Here is an 18,008-nt window from a genome sequence, read left to right on the forward strand (position 1 = left end):
TTTGATTTCTCATCGGGGACATTGAATGGTCAAATTGCGGATAATAATTTATCTTTGCCAAAACTTTAATATGACTGCGCTAGCTCCTTGCCCACTATGTAAATCAACTTTCACTTATGAAATGAACGGCCTGCTGGCTTGCCCGGAATGCGGACACGAGTGGAACCTGGAAGAAAATGGCAGCGAAGACCAGGAGTTTGTTGTAAAAGACAGCAACGGTAATATACTGCGAAATGGGGATGCAGTAGTCGTGATCAAAAATCTGCCTGTTAAAGGTTCGCCCCATGGTATTAAGGCAGGTACAAAGGTTAAAAACATCCGCCTGGTAGACAGCGATCATAATATTGACTGCAAGATCGATGGGTTCGGGGCAATGGCCCTTAAGTCAGAGTTTGTAAAGAAAGCCTGAACACTGTCTGCCTCCGTGGCCTTCACTTTAGGGCGCATCGGTTAACTATAGCGGCTTTGTTAAATTTCAACATAACTTATTAAGCCTTGATCTGCCGGTTATCTATATGTTTTATGCCGAATTTTTCTTGTAACGCAGCCGCACGTTTTAACCAGTCTTCCGGTGGCGGCCCCAAAGTGCCTCCGGGAAAATCCAGCTTGTCTGCAGGTTGGCTTAGTTCTATAAACATTGTTTCCAGGCCCGCCGGTGACAGGTGTATCAGCACTTTTGCTGTCGGGGTCAGAACCTTGAAGGTGTGATGCGTACCTTTTGGCAGGTGAAGGAATTCTCCTTTTTGGAGCGCATAAGTTTGGCCATCAACGGTAAACAGTAATTCGCCATCCAGCAGCTGAAAAGATTCATCTTCATAACTATGTGTATGCGCCGGTGGCTCGGCACCCTGCCGCAGGTTAGCTTCTATCAGGCTGAATTGCCCGGCAGTTTCAGCGGCGGTGGCTAAAAATGTCCAGTAACCGCCCATATAAAAACGGGTGCGGGCAAGCTTGTTGTGTAAGTGATAAACACTTTTTGTAGTTTCCATACCACGAAATTAACACTCGCATTCTTGGGAAACGTTGACTTGGATCAATAAATCAAGCTTTAAGCAGCCGTTTTTTGATACGGCTTAGTGTCTCGGTGCGGATGCCCAGGTAGTTGGCTATGTAATGCTGTGGTACCCGCAATACCAACGAAGGATGGTCGCGCAGTAGTTCCTGGTAAAGCACCTCTGGCGGTTCGGTCTTCAAACGGTTGGCCTGTTCCAGTAACCTGGCATGGTCAGCCGGGTATTTTTTCAGAAAATAGCGCTGGTACCAGGGAAACTCAACCATTCCGCGGTCAATGTTTTCAAGCGTGATCCCTAAAGCTTCACAAGGTTCCAGGGCTTCCAGAAAAACATTGGTAGGCGTTTGCGTGCGCATACTGCCAATCTGTCCCGCCCAGTTTCCTTCCTCGTTAAACAGAATGATCTGTTCTTCACCCTTCTCATTCAGCGTATATTGCCGCAGGCATCCCTTTAGTATAAAAGGGCTATAACGCGGTATCTCACCCGCCCTGTAAAAACAGTCTCCCTTTTTTAACTTGAGCGGTACCAACAATCGAATAAATTCCGGGAAATCCGATTCTGGAACGTCCACATAGGAGCGTAAGTGCTTTAAAAACAGTGCAGTTTCCATCAACTTATTTAATGCTAAACGCAAATGTTATGATAACAATGAAGCTTGTGAATACCAGATGAAACAATGCCGTCTCATTTAAAAGGAAAACGCGTAATTTCCTGATACGAAGATAACAATGCGCCGGATTTTTATTGCAGCGATAAGCTATGTTTTCTTTGTTGCTTTCTGAATAAAGTTTATAATATTTTTTTAAAAAAGTACACATCCTGTGGCCCGGTACAAGTCGGTCATCTTATTCCCTTATACCGTGTCTAATCGCAACAGTTGATACCTAATTACCGGGTGTATTTAAACGAAAATGACTTAGATCATATAGTAATCTATTAAAATTGACTTGTTTTGCCGAAAACAAATGAATGATTATTTACAAGCATTTTTCTTTCGATGCCGCACATTATCTGCCTAACGTAGCAGAAGGGCACAAATGCCGGCAGATGCACGGTCATACTTATCATCTTACTGTTTATCTTGAGGGGCAAATACAACCGCACGAAGGCTGGGTGCTTGATTTTACCAACGTCAAAGATGCGGTAAAACCCTTAGTAGAACAGCTTGACCATGCGCTGTTAAATAATATAGAGGGCCTTGAAAACCCAACTGCCGAACTGCTTGCTGTATGGATATGGGATCGTGTTAAACCGGTATTGCCTGGTTTAAAGAAGGTAGAGCTAAAAGAAACTCCCACATCTGGCGTAATCTATGAGGGTTATTAAATCCGCATGATTTCGTGTTTTTGGAACCGTTAAACGTTTAACAATCGCGGTTTTTTTAAGTGAATTACTCAGGCGTGTATAGCTGAGCCTTAACTTGCTAGTTAATGATCTCGCCTTTATTAGCTGCCAATTTTTCGCGCCATTGTTGTAATTGTTCGGGTGTTTGCCTTAACCAATCGGTTACTTCGCCGATGATTTTCAAAGGTTTTTGAGTCCTGTAAGAACGGGTTGGGTTACCAGGGAATTTTTTATTGGTCACGTTAGGATCATGCTCAAAATCACCGGTGGGTTCCACAATATAAACGCGCTCGTGGTCGTTACTTCTGGCCAAAGCGGCAGCAAGGCCAGCGCCGTTTACCAGGGCGGTAAAATAGATATGGTTCATCACCAGGCCTGATTGGTAGTTAGACATACGCCCGGCGGTCAACAGTTCACCTACGTTTAGATCGGCTCTTGTGCCATGATAAAACGGACCTTTGTCAGCGGGTTTACTAACGGATGTAAGTGCTAACTCACGTTGTTTCTTCGCACGGCCGTAGTCGCCTAATTCTTCATAACACTGAGCTATGTTAGTATACAGCGAAGGAAAAGCAGGCCTGACTACTTCGTTGTCGATATTTAAAGCCAATTGCAACGCGGTTTTATACCACTTCAGTTTCCCGGACGCTTCTGGCTGCTGTCTGGCAATATACCAGGCGGATATAAATTTTTCGAAATCGTTCGTCGCCTCGTCCCAGGCTTGACGAGATAAATTAGCGGCCTCATCAAAATTGCCGCTTTCCTCCATTTGCATTCCCTGCATACAAAGCTGAACGACGCGATTATCCGGACTAAACTCCATGTTTGTTTCCTCAAAAAATGTTGATCTTTTTCGAAGATAATCGGCCAAATCGGTAAAAAAATATGATTTGAAGTATATTTTTTTTAGCGCACTATGGCGCTAATTCATACGTTATCTAGAAGTATATTACTGATAAATAAAGCCTGCTCTCTGGCAATATCCTGCTTTTAAACTTAAAACATCTTTAACTAGCCGATTGGTTTTTCATTGATAGTTTATTTTTTATGTTGCAGAACTCGTGGTAGTATTTTTTTACCTGTTCACAATAACTAAAAGCATAATCAATTACAGCTTGTTGCCAACCACAATCTGCACCAAAAGCTATGAGGTCGTCAATAGTGGACGACCCTTGCATTCCGCCGCTGCGCAACTGCGCTGAGGCTGTCAACATGCCCATATCATCAATAACCTGGTACATATTTCGATAATCTTTTTTTAGCGATTTAAATTTGAAGGAATCTTTTACAGGCTGCAGTTCCTGTATTAAGAATGGCCTGCCACGAAATTCGCTTGTGCTAAGTAACGCAACAGGCGCATATTGCATTCTCTGCTGGATTTTGGTAACCCGTGCTGCCTCGTTATCCCAATTTAATTGTTGCGTGGGCAAATATGGGCTCAGGGAAGATGGCCTGCATTCTTTCATATCCAACAGCAGATATTCATTTTTGGTGTGGGTGCTTTTTAATAAAAATAGATAGCGTTGCACACCAATGCTTCCGGTTCCGGCTAAGCGAAAGATTACGCTCTTTACCTGATAATGATAAGGCCCGTCGTTGCTGTGGTTAATCCAATTTTGCATATGGGCTTTAAGCTCTTTTCGTAATATTTTATCGAGTTTAAAATGGCGCTCATCTTCTAGTGACAGTAATAATGTCTTTTTCTTGCTAATTGTCCTTTTCTTGAGCAATTCTTTGTAACCTGTGGCCGCTGCTGATTTTAAGAAATCGCAGACAATGCCTTTGGCTGTACGTGGTTCAATGGCCCTGGCTTTGCCTGCTGTTAATGTTTTAGCATAACTACCCAAATAAAGTGTTACCATGCGCTGGGTAATCTCTTTATCAATACCTAGTGTATCAAAAGCGACGCAAATACTGGTTACCAGCCTCACCAGTTCCCAGGATACTGGCGCCAGTACAGCCTCGTCAAAATCATTCAGGTCAAAATAAACCAAATGATCGTCGCCTCTGTAAGAACCAAAATTTTCCAGATGTAAATCGCCGCATATCCAGGCGAGCGGAGATAGCGGCAGTGGAGCCGCCGCAGCCAGATCCTCATAAAATAAATGGCAAGTTCCGCGAAAAAAGCGAAAAGCGTTTTCGGCCATCGCATCATACTTGCGTTTTACTTTATCCGGGAGCAATGGCTCGTTAAATTTTTGGAGTCTTTCGGCTAATGTATCCATGTGATAAGCAACAATATATGCCAGGCTTAGTTTGGCAGGTTGAATGGCAATAAACCGAGCTGACGTAAAGCCTTTATAATTGTTGCCGGTGTTATTGCTTCTTGATAATTACCGTTGGTTGGCCTGCTCTAAAAATTAATTAAAAAGCCGTCCAATATTAGACGGCTTTTTAATTAACAACTAATCAATCACAAATTATTCGGTTTCAGCAGCGGCCATTTCATTAATAGTATCGGCTGCTACACTTAATAATTTATCTGCATTTTTCTCTTCATCCAAAGTTTGTTGCAGCAGATCCTGCGCTTCATCAAAGCCCAAAGTACCTGCTAAAGTACGCAGTGTACCGTATGAGGCGATTTCATAGTGCTCAACTTTTTGAGCCGCCGAAATTATAGCTACATCACGCACTTCTGTGCCTTTGTCGGTTTCTTTTAATAGTTCATCGGCCTCTTTTAATAAACCATCCATAGCTTCGCATTTTACCGCTTTGGCTTTCTCACCTATAGATTCAAAAACCTGCTCAAGGCGACTTACGTGGCCCTCAGTTTCGGTTAGGTGTTGCTGGATGGTGTTTTTTAAATCGTCAGACGTAGCGCCTTTCATCATTTTAGGAAGCGCTTTTACCAGGTGCTGTTCGGCCCAGTAAATGTCTTTCAATTCGTCGATAAATAATTCTTTCAAAGCGCTTTCCGCTTCGGGAGTGCGCTGTGGCGCTGCCTTGGCAGCTGTTTTGTTTTTCGTAGTAGGCATAATAAATTGATTTTTAGATGTATTTAATTGTTTGTAATGCTTTTGTTGGCGGACCGGTGATTACCGATCCGTCAGTATTGAACCGACCGCCGTGACACGGGCAGTCCCAGGTCTTTTCGGCCGCATTGAAGTTTACAATACAGCCGGCATGTGTACAAACCGGACTTAGTGCCTGAATGCCGCCGTCTTCGCCGCAATATACTGCCAGTTTGCTACCATTAAGTTCGAGTACTTTGCCGGTTCCGGGCGCCAGTTGTTTCAAAGAATCTGTTTCGGGGATGCCGAAGCGATCGGCCACAAAATGATAGGCAACATCTGCGTTTTCCTTGACCAGCTCAGTAAAGCCGTCAATTGGTTTGAGGCGCGATGGAGAAAATATTTTACTGTAACGGTTTTCGATGCCCATTACCTGATCAGCCAGTATTTTAGCTGATATGCTGCCAAGCATCATGCCGTTTCCGTTAAAGCCTGTGGCGGTAAAAATGCCATCTGGCATAAATGGAATTTGACCAACGTAAGGAAATCCATCAGCAGGAATATAGTACTGCGACGACCATCGATACTCAATTGATGCCACATTATAATATGTGCGCGCATATTTCTCCAGATCATCAAATGCTTTTTCAGGATCATCATGCCCGGTTTTATGATCATTGCCGCCAATTAATAGTAGCGGTTCCTCATCAATTACATGCGTACGAACGTAGTGATAAGGATCTTGCAAATCGTAGATCACCGCATCCGGATAAGTATCATCGGTTAGTTTAACAGCCAAAACATAACTGCGATATGGCGCGCAGCGAAAACTAAACACATTTATGCCCGGCGGCATATGTGTAGCATAAATTATGTTTTGTGCCGCTATGCTTCTTTCGCCGGATGAAGCGACGTGTAAACCGTCATTGCTCTCGATATTATCAATAGGTGTATTTTCTAAAAGTGTCCCGCCTAGCGCAATAAATTCATCCCTTAATACCAATAGGTATTCTATCGGGTGAAACTGTGCCTGCCCGGGTAATTCAAGCGCTTTTTTAAAAGCAACCGGTGTTGGTACATTATGCTGGTAATGTGCAGGTACACCTACTTTCAGCATCGCCTGGTAAATTTCGTGCAATAGTTTAACCTGTTCATCTGTTTCGGCATACAGGTAGCCGGTTTTCTCTGCATAATCGCAATCTATTCCCAGTTCATTTATATTATGTTTAATCAAGTTAAACCCATCCCGTATGGCATCTGCGAAAAGCTGTGCTCCATCTTCGCCAAAAGCACTTTCGGCTTCGGCAAAAGTGGTGTCGGCAAAGGTGTTTATATGCGCAGAGGTGCCACCTGTAGTACCAAAACCTAAAGTATGAGCTTCGGCAATAATCACGTTTTTGCCGGCTTGTTGTAATAACAGGCCGGTTGTTAAACCAGTTATACCTGCCCCCACAATCAGGCAATCATATGTTTGCTGAGTAGAGGTACTAGTTGCGGCAGTGTATGCTGCAGTTTGCCATGGGCTCTCCAAAGCGCCGTCTCTTTTAGCAATATTTCCTGTCGTTTCGTGCATAGTAGAGGTATAACCATAGATTGTTTAAGAAGTTGAGGTTCTTTTTAGAATACGTATTTTACACGTTAAATTTACGTATTTACCGAGGGAGGGCGTAGCGGCTTAATTGTTGATGACTGTAGTTTTAATCAGCAATCAATAATCTATCTAAATTTCAGCTCTGTTAAACCTATAAGTATATTTTGGCGTTAATTGTTGATATGATCAGGATCATTCTTGCCGAAGACCACAATATCGTTCGCGATGGCATACGTAACCTTTTGGAAAAAGAAAAGGATCTTAAAATAATAGGCGAATCGCTGAACGGACAGGAAGTGATTGACTTGATAAATCAGGGCGTTATTCCGGATGTTATTTTAGCCGATTTCAATATGCCGGGGGTGACGGGTATTGAAATGTTAAGCCAATTACCATCGACAGCGAAAGAGACTAAAACAATTATTTTAACCATGCTTGATCATGAGCAGTATGTGTTACAAGCTTTTCAGGCCGGAGCAAGCGGTTACCTGCTTAAAAATATCAGTGCCGACGAGTTAATCTTTGCGATTCGTCATATCCATATTGACGGCCGCTACATTTGTTCAGAGCTGGCGTTACGGTTTCTTGACCGCTTAATGGCCCAGCCAGATCGCCGCCAACATGAAGCCGAAAGTGGCATTGAATTTTCAACGCGGGACATTGAGGTGTTGATGTTAATTGCTGACGGTTTAACCAACCAGGAAATAGCCGACCGGCTATATACCAGTAAACGAACCGCCGAAGGATACCGCCAGGCGTTAATCGAAAAAACCGGCGTCCGTAATACAGCTGCGCTAATACGGTACGCCGTTCAACACGGTTTAATAAATTGACCTAGGGGATTTATAAGGATACGTTATTTAACCAGTAGTTAAAATACGTATTTACCGAAGTGCCATCTGCGTATAAATACTGTATTTGTAAAAATTATAGGCCGTAATTTAGTGTACTTGTTCTAAATGACGTTTACCTATGACATCGAGCAAAATAAATAAAAGGATATTAGTGGTTGACGATGACAACGATATCTTGGAAGTTATAGAAGAAATACTTACCTACGAGGGATTCGAGGTACGCAGCTTGGGCGACATCAATAATATATTTCCTGAAATATCCAGCTATTCTCCTGATGTCATCATCCTTGATTATATTTTGAAGGGAATTAATGGCGGCGAAATCTGTCATCAGATAAAAGTTAACCCTCATACAGCAAAAGTCCCGGTTATTTTAATGTCTGCTTATCACCGGGTATTCAACTCGTTGGGTAACTATGGCTGCAATGCATTCATAGCCAAGCCATTCAATCTAAACGACATCGTAGACCACATACATCATTTAATTAGCTCTTCGCAAAACGTAACACATGTTAGATAAAAATACCGTAAATAAAGTAATGCTAATGGGCCGCATTGGTCAAGAACCCCGCTGGCACAATATGATGGGGCAAAAAATGTTATATTTTACACTCGTCACCAGTGAGAAAATAAAAAAGGGGCAGGAAATGATTACGCACGAAGAAACTACTACTATCAACATTCCTGAAAATTTTGTTCCTTCAGACGCATTGAGCCCCGGTACTACTGTGTATGTACAAGGGCGCCTGCAAACAAAAATGTCTTTGGATGAAAATTTTGTGCGCCATTACCGAACTGAAGTAGTTGCCACCAGTGTGGAGATTATAAGTGTGGCATTTACTCCGGTTCAGGTACACACTAATCAATAAGTTTCTTGCGCATGGCAAAGCGTACCAGCGCCGCAGTGTTTTTTACGCCGGCTGCATCAATCATCGTACGGCGGTAACCTTCCACAGTACGTTTACTGGTGAAAATGCGGTCTGCAATCTCCTGATTTGTGTAGCCTTCAGCTATCAGCCGCAATATTTCAAGTTCGCGTTCTGAGAATGATACCTGAGGTGCGTTTTCCTGGTCTATTGGAAATGGAGAGGCAAGTAATTGATTGAGTAAACGAATGGATAATTCAGCACATAAATATTGTTTGCCCCTATGTACCTGTTTAATTGCAAATACCAACTCCTCGGCGCTGATATTTTTAAGCAGATAAGCAGCTACACCGGCTCGTATAGCTTTGTTTACATATTGCTGATGATCGTGCATGGTTAGCAGAACAACTTTTATAGGGCTGGCCTCAATGCGCAATTTTTCCGCAAGTTCAATACCGCTGACGCCAGGCATATCCATGTCTGCCATAATAATATGAGGCGAAACCGTTTTCAACAGCTGTAACGCTTCTTCTCCGTTAGTGGCCTCACCAACAATACGGATATCGGTTTCTTTTTCTATCAAATTTTTAATGCCGTTCCTGACTATGCTGTGGTCATCGGCGAGTAGAATGTCAATCATTAACAGGCTATGTGCTTCCCTTACAAGTCTGTAAAATTTGCCGAATTATTAAGTATAATCAATACGGTAAATACCTAAAAACTTATCGTATTTATCGCTAAATGTTTGCGTATTTTTTGTAATACTGCATTCGAATTATTGTTTTTCTGCAAATGTTACACCTTGATCAAATAGACTGCATTTAAGGCATAGTAACATTTTGCTGTGCGATGGTTTGTTGAAAATACAAAATCAATTTCCGTATTAATCAAATTCGATTGCGTATTTATCCGGCAGACTTTGGTACTGTACTTGTTACTATTTTAGATGAATACCCATTAAGCAAAAAGCTGAACAGCTAAAGCAAGCCGTCGCACCCACGCATGCAACGACAAACAAGAACGACTGAAAGAAAGGGAGAATACAAATGAAAAAGGGAATGAATAACAGGTACAAGATGGGTAAAATTCTTCAGCTTAACCCTGCCAATATGGTTAAGATAACCAAATACATCAGCGAAGCGGTAAAGGTAGTTCAAATTACAACGCTTAAAGAAGTTTTTGCCAACCCACTGCCAAAAAGAGGCGCCAAGGTGGTTTCAATGTTTGATTATGGAAATTGTTTGGCCTGATTGACTATATTCCTGTCGAATATGACAATGAACAGCACTAAGTGTGGCATTTAATATCGAAGCTAACTAAAATAAGTCGATTCAATGATCTAGGTGGGCCATCGTGCTGATTGGAATACATCGCTTAACATAATCTGAGTTGTTTTCATAATAACATATTGTTTATGCTTCTGGTTTTCAAAGATATCAGAACAGGTATTTTTCGGTAAACCGGCCCGTAATTATTACAACACTGTGTATTTAAACTGAATTTCAGATTGTACGAACAAAGCACCAAATGTTTATGTTAAAAAGTCATGCTAGCTTTTATAACAAAACAGATTGAGATTGATAAGCTATACGATAAAGCTTACAACGCGTTGATTACTTACGGGCCAAAGTTTTTATTTGGCATTGTTGTACTTTTTATTGGGTTATGGTTTATTAAGTTAATGCTCAACTGGTCGCATAACAAAATGCACACCAAGGAGGTAGACCCTACTATCAAGCCCTTTTTAATGAGTTTGATAGGGGTAGTACTACGCGTAATGCTGATCCTTGGTGTAATGCAGATCATTGGTATACAGATGACCTTGTTTGCTACCCTGATTGGTGGTTTAAGTGTGGCTGCGGGACTTGCGTTGGCCGGAAATCTTCAAAACTTTGCCAGTGGTATTGTGATTTTACTGCTTAAGCCTTTTGTTGTAGGCGACAATATCAACACGCAGGGCACGGAAGGCACGGTAACGTCCATTCAGATATTTTATACTATTATTCTGACTTTTGATAACCGCACCGTCATTGTCCCTAATAGCCAGCTATCTAACCAAACTATTATTAATACAAGCCGCGAGGGTACGCGCAGGTTGGATATAAACTATAAGTTTCCAAACAATGTCGATATCAAACAGGCGCGATCTGTTATCGCCAAAACTTTGGACGGATCAGAGCAGTGTTTAAAATCGCCTGAAAAGCGTATTGGAATAGGCGACCTACAGCCGGATGGTTATATAATGGCCATAAGCGTATGGGTTAATGCGCACGGTTTTCAGGATACACGTTTAACTATACAAGAAAAACTTTTGCAAGATATTAAAGATGCCGGCATCAAGATACCCGGCATGTAATGGTTCTCTGCTTAATTTTGATCTAAAAACACTTTTTTAACTGCCTCCAGGTAGCCGTAACCATTCACATTGTCAGGCTGCAGGTAGCTGGTTTCTGTCCATTCGTTCCAACTGTTTATGGTAATTAGCGGCGTTTGTTTGGGATGAGCATCGGTATATTCCCTGGCCATGCGTAACGCCTTTTCAAAGTTTGCCGGTGTATTGTTTTTAACCACCGCGCTTTGCCCGGTACGCGGACTGTTATCCCAGCCTATGCTGATATGCGGATAGTAGGGTATATCAAATTCCTGATCAATTTTTGCCCATTCCTGTTTTACGGTCTCTAAAATGTTTAAATAATCATCGTTCACATTCACAAAGTGTGCAAACTGATAATGTGTGAGGCTGCTGAAGCCCAATTGCTTCAGTACTGTATTTTTAGGTTTTTCGCCTTTATCTTTATCAAAACCACTAAAATTAAAGTTACTGCCCCACATGGTAAACTGCAGGTCGAGGCCTGGAAAACCAGCTTTTTTTGTTTCATTGCAAAACCATTTCAGCGCGGATATAGTTGGTTGTAACCCGCCTAGACCATTAATCAGGTTAGGCAGGTCATATATCATAAATACAGGTTTGCCATCAATCTTATAGTATTGTGGCAGTTTAAAATATTTGTCGATGTTACGTTTACAGATCCTTTCAAATTCGGCACGATCTACGCGGCCTGTCCAGATCACATTGTCCTCATGATATTTGGCCAGACGGGTGTCCCAGGTGTTCACTACATCGTGATTAGCCCACATCAGGTAAAACTTCATTTTGTCGCGGTTGCCCGCCCGCAGAAAGCCATTATCTAAAGTAGTCTCCATAAAAGGGCGGCCATCGTACCAATACCAATCAAAAATAAATACGTTAACACCGTGTCCGGCTGCCTGATCTATTTCCATAGACATTACTGCAGAATCGGCCTCATTAATAGTGCCCCACAACGGTTTCCGGTTCCAATAATGGCCAGGGTAGCGTTCCTGTATATTAGTTACGGTTTCCCACTCTCCAATGCCAGATGGCCAGAAAGGGCGCAATCGCGGATCGTCGCTGGCGTACGCGGGGTATAAAAATGCGGCTACATCGTAGTGTTTGTGGCTGATTGGTTTTTTTTGTTGCGCTGATGCAGATAAACAGCAAAAAACAGCAACAATTATACTCCACAAGTAATTGATCTGATATTTCATGCAAAAACATAGTAGGGCGAGGTCGCCTCCAAGTCAGTTTATATATTAGTCTTAGACTAGTCTCAGTAGCTAGCCATCAGCGTAAAAATATCTAATCTGATTATATAAACCGTCATGAACTGTCTTGCTGCGCTGGTTACCAGTTTCTTCCTTAACTACTGCATAAGGCGCAGAACTGATGGATGCGATATGCACATTAATTATTGCTTCAATATTTCATCCACCGATTTAAGGCTCAAGCCATAAATAAACTTTTGGCCCGGATAGTATTTTTCACGCAGCTCAAAATTTTCAAATGCCGCGCCTCCGGGTACAGCTACGTACTTTTTTGCATCGCGACTGGCTAGGGCCCAGTACCTGGCGCGGCCGTTTACACGTACTTGCAATGAAGGGTCGTAAGCCTTGCCGTCTTTACGCCAGTATTGCGTTAACTTAAAATCAGGCCGGTAACGCCAGCCGCGTTTGGCGTAATAAGCGCTGTCAGACGGCCATGCGCTTAGTTGAGTCATGCTTTCATTCTGCGTTGCTAAGGCTATCGGGCTGCCATCTTTTAATTTTAGCATCCGGGTTACCGGGTAGGCATCTTTTTCAATAAAATCTATACCCTCAAAGCCACTGTATAGTTTACGCGAGTCAACCACCTCATTGTTTAAATGAAGCAAGCGTAAACGAGAGTAGTTGCCCATGGTAGCTGTTAGCGCACAACGATCCATAATTGCGCTGTTTGCTTTGTTATTAATTTCGAAACATATTTCCTCAGGTTTGTCACTGCGAATACTGATCTTTAAAAAAGGAGAAGCCTTGTCAAGATATTGTTCCATAAATAGAAACAACGTAAGCTGCTCAATTTGCGGATGGTTTGTATCGGGGTGCGATATTAAACCATGACTAATGTTGGCCGGGTTATACGCATCGTCACTTTCACTATCGCTTGCCCAAATTAGTTTACCCCATTTACCATCGTTATTTGAGGGCGATATCTCGCTGAATTCTATCTTGCCGTCGACAATAGGCTCAATGGCTATGTAATTGATCAGGTAAATTTTGCCTTTGTGCTCATAGCCAATACGTAGCAATCCACGGGGGCCGCCTGTACCATGGTCGCCTGTTTCAACGCCGGTAGGCCATAAGCTAAACACAATACCATCATGTATGCCCCACATTTGTTTATCGGCTGATGTTTCAGGGCGTATCCATTTTGTTTGCGCAATAGCCGTATTTAGAAGCAGGCTCAATACTATCGCGCAGCAAAAAAACAATAGCTTGTGTTGTTTATATGGTTTGTTTACAAAAAGCATTGGTGATTTTTTATCAGCGGGCTAAAGATATTTTTTATGACACAACCTGACAAGAAAATTAGTTGCCAACCTTAAATTTGTAGTAGATGACTACTATTAAAACGCTTGAAGGCTATTACTTGTCAAAACCTGAACCATACCAGAGCTGCATGCTGGCCCTGCGGGATATTGTATTAAATGCAAACCCGCATATTGAGCATATACGCAAATTCCAAATCCCGTTTTTTACTTACCGGGATAAAAAACTTGGCTATATGTGGCTGGATAAGAAAACGCTGAAGCTGGGCTTTTGTTGGGATAAGAGTTTGCAACCGATAATTGACGGCGTACGGCCTAAAGATAAATATGAGTCGATGATCATTAACCCCAATGAAGATATCCCGATAGATATTGTTCTTGGAAAACTAAACTATTACCTAACTCTGATAGATGAAGTGCGGTAGCCCCGGCCATATAACTTTAAGTGTCGTAACAATTTTGTGTACATAAGTAACGGTACTGCTGCATAATTATATTTGCTATGTTGCTTATTATAAGCTATGAACCAATTGTAGCTTTCTGACGTACAGACGCTAATTAAACCAAAATAAATGAAAGTAAACTTAAACGGTCAAAAGCTGGCCCTTGCTTTTTTGCTGGCAAGCCTTGTGGCCGGCAGCAGTGCTGTAGCTCAAACAACCGGCAAGCCTTTATATCTTGATTATAAGCAACCGGTCGAGGCGCGGGTAAAAGACCTTATATCGCGCATGACGCTTGAGGAAAAGGCTGAATATCTAAACCATGTCGGCCCGGATATACCCAGGTTTGGCATTAAATCAGATAAATGGAACCAGAGCCTGCATGGCGTAGTTTGGAACCGCCCCACAACCATGTTTCCCGTGTCAATAGCTATGGCTGCAACCTGGGACCCCAAACTTGTTTTTACAGAGACGTCAGCAATATCAGACGAAGCCCGCGCCATTTACAACGGCTGGCATAATGACCCTGACTTCCAGGGCGAAAAGAAAGGCTTGATATACCGTTCGCCAGTAATTAATATTAGCCGGAACCCATACTGGGGGCGTATAAACGAGTGTTTTGGTGAGGACCCGTATCTGGACGGCCGCATTGGTGTAGCTCATGTTAAGGGTTTGCAGGGTAATGACCCTCACTATTTAAAATTGGTATCAACTCTGAAACATTACGCGGTTAATAACGTGGAGACCGACCGTACAAGCCGCTCGGCCACGGTGAGCGAGCGCATGTTGCATGAGTTTTGGCTGCCGCATTTTAAAGATTGTATCATGGAGGGCGGTGCGCAATCAGTCATGGCATCGTATAACGCAATCAATGGCGTTCCAAACAACATCAACCACCTCATGTTAACAGACATTTTAAAAAATAGCTGGGGCTTTAAAGGTTTTGTAGTGTCTGATCTTGGAGGGGTAAACACCATGGTGAATGGTCATGAGAAAGGCCAGATGAGTTATGAAGAAGCGGTTGCTCAATCTATCAATGCCGGCTGCGATTTCTCTGATAAAGAATTTATGCAATATATACCGGTGGCTGTGAATAAAGGTTTGCTCACGATGGACAAATTGGACGAGTCGTTGGGCCGCGTTATGCGCGACCGCTTCTTGTTAGGCGAGTTTGACCCGCAAGACCGCGTGCCATATAGCAAAATACCGATGACTGTTATTGGCAGTCAGGAGCACATAGCCTTAGCATTAAAAGCAGCGCAGGAGGCGATGGTGTTGCTAACCAACAAAAATCACATTTTGCCACTGGATAAAAACAAAATCAAAACCATAGCGGTAATTGGTCCGCATGCCAATATGTTTACTGCCGGCGGTTACAGTGGTAAACCAATTAATGCGGTAAACCCAATGCAGGGTATTAAAAATCGCATGGCTCCGGGCACTGAAATTATTTATGCCGCGGGCGCCGAGATTACTCCGCGCCGCAACGGCCCTGCGTTTGACAAGGCTGCCGAGTTGCAAAAAGCCGTTGATGCGGCAAAAAAAGCTGATGTGGCCATTTTATATATCGGCACAACTTTAAATGTAGAGGCCGAAGGTAAAGACCGTACATCGCTGGGTTTACCCGGTAACCAGGAAGAGTTGGTTAAAGCTGTTTTGGCCGTCAATCCGCGCACTATTGTGGTGCTGATGAATGCAGGGCCGCTAACTATCCCTTATGTTAAGGAAAATGCACCCGCTATTTTAGAAGCCTGGTGGCCTGGCGAACAAGGCGGTAATGCCATTGCCGATGCACTGTTTGGTAACATAAATCCCGGCGGTAAAATGCCTTTGACCGTTTATGCTTCTGAGGCGCAGGTACCATCGCAGGACGAGTATGACGTAACTAAAGGTTTTACCTATATGTATATCAATGGTGCGCCGCTGTTTCCATTTGGTCATGGGTTAAGCTATACTACTTTTGCGTACAGCAACTTGAAGCTATCTGCCAAAAAAATTAAAATCAATGACGATATTACTGTATCTGTCGATGTGAAAAATACCGGTAAAATGGCTGGCGATGAGGTTGTGCAACTGTACATGCACGATGTTAAGCCAAGCCTGAAGCGCCCAATGAAAGAGCTGCGTGGTTTTGAGCGCGTTACTTTAGCTCCCGGCGAAACAAAAACAATTAAAATGAATATACCGAACAGCCGTTTGGCTTTTTATGATGAAAAGATCCATAATTTCCGCGTGGAGGCCGAGCCTATTGATGTGATGGTGGGGAGTTCATCTGCCGACATCCGTTTAAAGTCCCAGTTCAGTGTTGTGAACTAACCGCGTTTTAAACCAAGAAGAAAGCGTCGCCATGTTACCTTTGGCGACGCTTTCTTAATTTATAAATAATATTTTTTTAAATAAAGTGTTTATTTGATAGTTAATGGTTGGTTAATAACTAATTTTGGCGATCAATTTTGTAGCCCTTGAAAAAGTATTTAGTGATTTTGTTCGTCATGACGACGCTATTTAGTTGTAAGAAAAACAATGCAACGCCCGGCGACGGAAAAACTGCAGCTACTACTGCCGATATTATATCAGCCAAAATAGAAGTAAAAAATAACACCGGTAAAATTACCGCCGATGTCGATTGTACTATAGCCGGCGACTCGATAGTAGCTGTCATTCCCGAGATGTTAGGCAGCAAAAAATTAGCCCTGACATTTGCCACAAAGACTGCAGGCACGGTAGTTACTGTTGCCGATACCGTGCAAAAAAGCGGCGTAACTATCACCGATTATTCAAAAATAGTTCCGTATGCGGCTACATCAAGTAGCGGCGATACCAAGCTTTATAAGGTCATCATACGCACATTTACCGGTCTGCCTATTTTTTATATTAACACCAGTACAGGTAACGATGTTACATCAAAGGATACCTACATTACCGGTAATCTGCTGATTGATGCTAATAATGGTTATAAGCAGGATGTTACCAACATGTCTATGCAGATAAAAGGACACGGAAATTCTACCTGGACCCTGTACCCCAAAAAGCCTTATAAAATTAAGCTCGATAAAAAACAATCTATGCTGGGCATGGGCTCGGCAAAAGACTGGATACTGGTAGCCAATTATAACGACAAAACCTTGATGCGTAATAAAATCGCAATGGAGCTCGCCCGTCGCATAAAATCTGATTTTGCACCTGAAAGTCGCTTTGTTGAAGTGTTGCTGAACGGCAAATATTGGGGGAATTACTTATTAACCAGTGACGTGGAGATTAATGCCAACCGGGTTAATATCAGCGAAATGACTCCCGATGATGTTGCGCCAAATATCACCGGCGGGTTTTTGGTAGAAGAGGATTACAAGCTTGATGCGCCTGTAAATTGGAAATCTACCCAAGGGGTACCCTTTACCGTGAAAGATCCGAATGTGTTAACTAACAATCAGATAGCTTATATCAAGAACTACATGCAAGCTACCGAGGATGCGCTTTACGCAGGCAACTGGACCGACCCGAACCTGGGGTATGCAAAATATATTGATGCCGATTCATTTATGCGCTGGTACGCGGTGAATGAAACCGTCAAAAATCAGGATTCCTGGGATTTTAGCAGCATTTTTTACTACAAGGATAAAAACGGTAAATTAGGCATGGGCCCCGTTTGGGATTTTGACATCAGCGCCGGAAATTGCGATTATTCCGTATCAAAAGATCCAACCGGGTGGTATACACGCTATGGTAAATGGATGATCCGCCTGGCGCTAGACCCGGCATGGAATTTTAAATGGCGCGCCATGTGGAAGTCGATGCGCATAAAAGAAGTACAGCAGATGTTTACGGATATTGACAATACGGCTACTTATCTGAAGCTGTCGCAGGAACAAAACTTTAAACGCTGGCCTATCCTGAATACTTATGTTTACCCAAACGCCGTTGTCTTGGGTTCGTACGATAAAGAGGTGGCTTATATGAAAGATTTTATTACTCAGCGCGTAGCCTGGATGGATGCTAATATAGGCAGTTATTAAGCTCGACTAGACGCGCCAGGTCGATTTTGTAGAGACGCGATGCTTTGCGTCTC

18 protein-coding genes and 1 pseudogene are annotated in these 18,008 nt (G+C 42.8%); 10 read left to right on the plus strand and 9 right to left on the minus strand.

The features are described from left to right. The first annotated feature begins 70 nt into the window (after positions 1-70). Positions 71-409 carry a zinc ribbon domain-containing protein YjdM gene (locus tag ACFS5N_RS14765; protein ID WP_377187087.1) on the plus strand — a complete coding sequence of 113 codons (339 nt, stop codon included), beginning with the start codon at positions 71-73 and terminating at the stop codon, positions 407-409. 79 nt (positions 410-488) lie between these two features. Here ACFS5N_RS14765 and ACFS5N_RS14770 read toward each other — a convergent pair whose 3' ends face one another. Continuing rightward, positions 489-989 (minus strand): cupin domain-containing protein, encoded by a 501-nt coding sequence (locus ACFS5N_RS14770; RefSeq protein ID WP_377187090.1) that lies wholly within the window; start codon positions 987-989, stop codon positions 489-491. A 52-nt stretch (positions 990-1,041) separates the two neighbouring features. Continuing rightward, positions 1,042-1,623, minus strand: coding sequence for a Crp/Fnr family transcriptional regulator (locus tag ACFS5N_RS14775; protein ID WP_377187092.1), 582 nt, complete (start codon positions 1,621-1,623; stop codon positions 1,042-1,044). A gap of 359 nt (positions 1,624-1,982) precedes the next feature. On the opposite strand from ACFS5N_RS14775, the gene queD reads away from it, so the two are divergent. Then, positions 1,983-2,339 (plus strand): 6-carboxytetrahydropterin synthase QueD, encoded by a 357-nt coding sequence (gene queD, locus ACFS5N_RS14780; protein ID WP_377187094.1) that lies wholly within the window; start codon positions 1,983-1,985, stop codon positions 2,337-2,339. Between the two features lie 97 nt (positions 2,340-2,436). Here queD and arr read toward each other — a convergent pair. From arr to ACFS5N_RS14800, 4 genes and pseudogenes are all read right to left on the minus strand, one after another. Then, positions 2,437-2,814, minus strand: a pseudogene (gene arr, locus ACFS5N_RS14785) (NAD(+)--rifampin ADP-ribosyltransferase); the annotation flags it as partial. 550 nt (positions 2,815-3,364) lie between these two features. Then, positions 3,365-4,582 (minus strand): DUF2252 domain-containing protein, encoded by a 1,218-nt coding sequence (locus ACFS5N_RS14790; protein ID WP_377187096.1) that lies wholly within the window; start codon positions 4,580-4,582, stop codon positions 3,365-3,367. 195 nt (positions 4,583-4,777) lie between these two features. Continuing rightward, on the minus strand, positions 4,778-5,332 hold the full coding sequence (locus tag ACFS5N_RS14795; RefSeq protein ID WP_377187099.1) for a YciE/YciF ferroxidase family protein: 555 nt from the start codon (positions 5,330-5,332) through the stop codon (positions 4,778-4,780). Positions 5,333-5,345: 13 nt separating this feature from the next. Continuing rightward, positions 5,346-6,881 carry an FAD-dependent oxidoreductase gene (locus tag ACFS5N_RS14800; protein ID WP_377187101.1) on the minus strand — a complete coding sequence of 512 codons (1,536 nt, stop codon included), beginning with the start codon at positions 6,879-6,881 and terminating at the stop codon, positions 5,346-5,348. A 200-nt stretch (positions 6,882-7,081) separates the two neighbouring features. Here ACFS5N_RS14800 and ACFS5N_RS14805 point away from each other — a divergent pair, with 200 nt between their 5' ends. From ACFS5N_RS14805 to ACFS5N_RS14815, 3 genes are all read left to right on the plus strand, one after another. Next, entirely contained in the window at positions 7,082-7,732 is a 651-nt protein-coding gene (locus ACFS5N_RS14805) for a response regulator (RefSeq protein ID WP_377187104.1), read from the plus strand. A gap of 139 nt (positions 7,733-7,871) precedes the next feature. Then, positions 7,872-8,273 carry a response regulator gene (locus ACFS5N_RS14810; RefSeq protein ID WP_377187107.1) on the plus strand — a complete coding sequence of 134 codons (402 nt, stop codon included), beginning with the start codon at positions 7,872-7,874 and terminating at the stop codon, positions 8,271-8,273. Next, positions 8,263-8,622 (plus strand): single-stranded DNA-binding protein, encoded by a 360-nt coding sequence (locus tag ACFS5N_RS14815; RefSeq protein WP_377187110.1) that lies wholly within the window; start codon positions 8,263-8,265, stop codon positions 8,620-8,622. The genes ACFS5N_RS14810 and ACFS5N_RS14815 overlap by 11 nt, the downstream gene beginning before the upstream one ends. Here the strand turns inward: ACFS5N_RS14815 and ACFS5N_RS14820 are convergent. Then, positions 8,612-9,259 (minus strand): response regulator, encoded by a 648-nt coding sequence (locus ACFS5N_RS14820; protein WP_377187113.1) that lies wholly within the window; start codon positions 9,257-9,259, stop codon positions 8,612-8,614. The genes ACFS5N_RS14815 and ACFS5N_RS14820 overlap by 11 nt on opposite strands. 406 nt (positions 9,260-9,665) lie before the next feature. Here ACFS5N_RS14820 and ACFS5N_RS14825 point away from each other — a divergent pair, with 406 nt between their 5' ends. Then, on the plus strand, positions 9,666-9,869 hold the full coding sequence (locus ACFS5N_RS14825) for a hypothetical protein (protein WP_377187116.1): 204 nt from the start codon (positions 9,666-9,668) through the stop codon (positions 9,867-9,869). Positions 9,870-10,165: 296 nt separating this feature from the next. Then, positions 10,166-10,975, plus strand: coding sequence for a mechanosensitive ion channel family protein (locus ACFS5N_RS14830; RefSeq protein WP_377187119.1), 810 nt, complete (start codon positions 10,166-10,168; stop codon positions 10,973-10,975). Positions 10,976-10,986: 11 nt separating this feature from the next. Here the strand turns inward: ACFS5N_RS14830 and ACFS5N_RS14835 are convergent, their stop codons facing one another. Continuing rightward, entirely contained in the window at positions 10,987-12,186 is a 1,200-nt protein-coding gene (locus ACFS5N_RS14835; RefSeq protein ID WP_377187122.1) for a glycosyltransferase WbsX family protein, read from the minus strand. A 200-nt stretch (positions 12,187-12,386) separates the two neighbouring features. Then, on the minus strand, positions 12,387-13,484 hold the full coding sequence (locus ACFS5N_RS14840; protein ID WP_377187125.1) for a hypothetical protein: 1,098 nt from the start codon (positions 13,482-13,484) through the stop codon (positions 12,387-12,389). Between the two features lie 86 nt (positions 13,485-13,570). Here ACFS5N_RS14840 and ACFS5N_RS14845 point away from each other — a divergent pair, with 86 nt between their 5' ends. From ACFS5N_RS14845 to ACFS5N_RS14855, 3 genes are all read left to right on the plus strand, one after another. Then, positions 13,571-13,927 carry a DUF1801 domain-containing protein gene (locus ACFS5N_RS14845; protein WP_377187128.1) on the plus strand — a complete coding sequence of 119 codons (357 nt, stop codon included), beginning with the start codon at positions 13,571-13,573 and terminating at the stop codon, positions 13,925-13,927. 147 nt (positions 13,928-14,074) lie between these two features. Beyond that, entirely contained in the window at positions 14,075-16,258 is a 2,184-nt protein-coding gene (locus tag ACFS5N_RS14850; RefSeq protein ID WP_377187131.1) for a glycoside hydrolase family 3 C-terminal domain-containing protein, read from the plus strand. 176 nt (positions 16,259-16,434) lie between these two features. Beyond that, complete coding sequence (locus tag ACFS5N_RS14855; protein ID WP_377187134.1) at positions 16,435-17,955, plus strand: CotH kinase family protein; 1,521 nt, start codon at positions 16,435-16,437, stop codon at positions 17,953-17,955. The last annotated feature ends 53 nt before the right edge of the window (positions 17,956-18,008 follow it).

This window comes from Mucilaginibacter ximonensis (genome assembly GCF_042686265.1).
Lineage (GTDB): Bacteria > Bacteroidota > Bacteroidia > Sphingobacteriales > Sphingobacteriaceae > Mucilaginibacter > Mucilaginibacter ximonensis.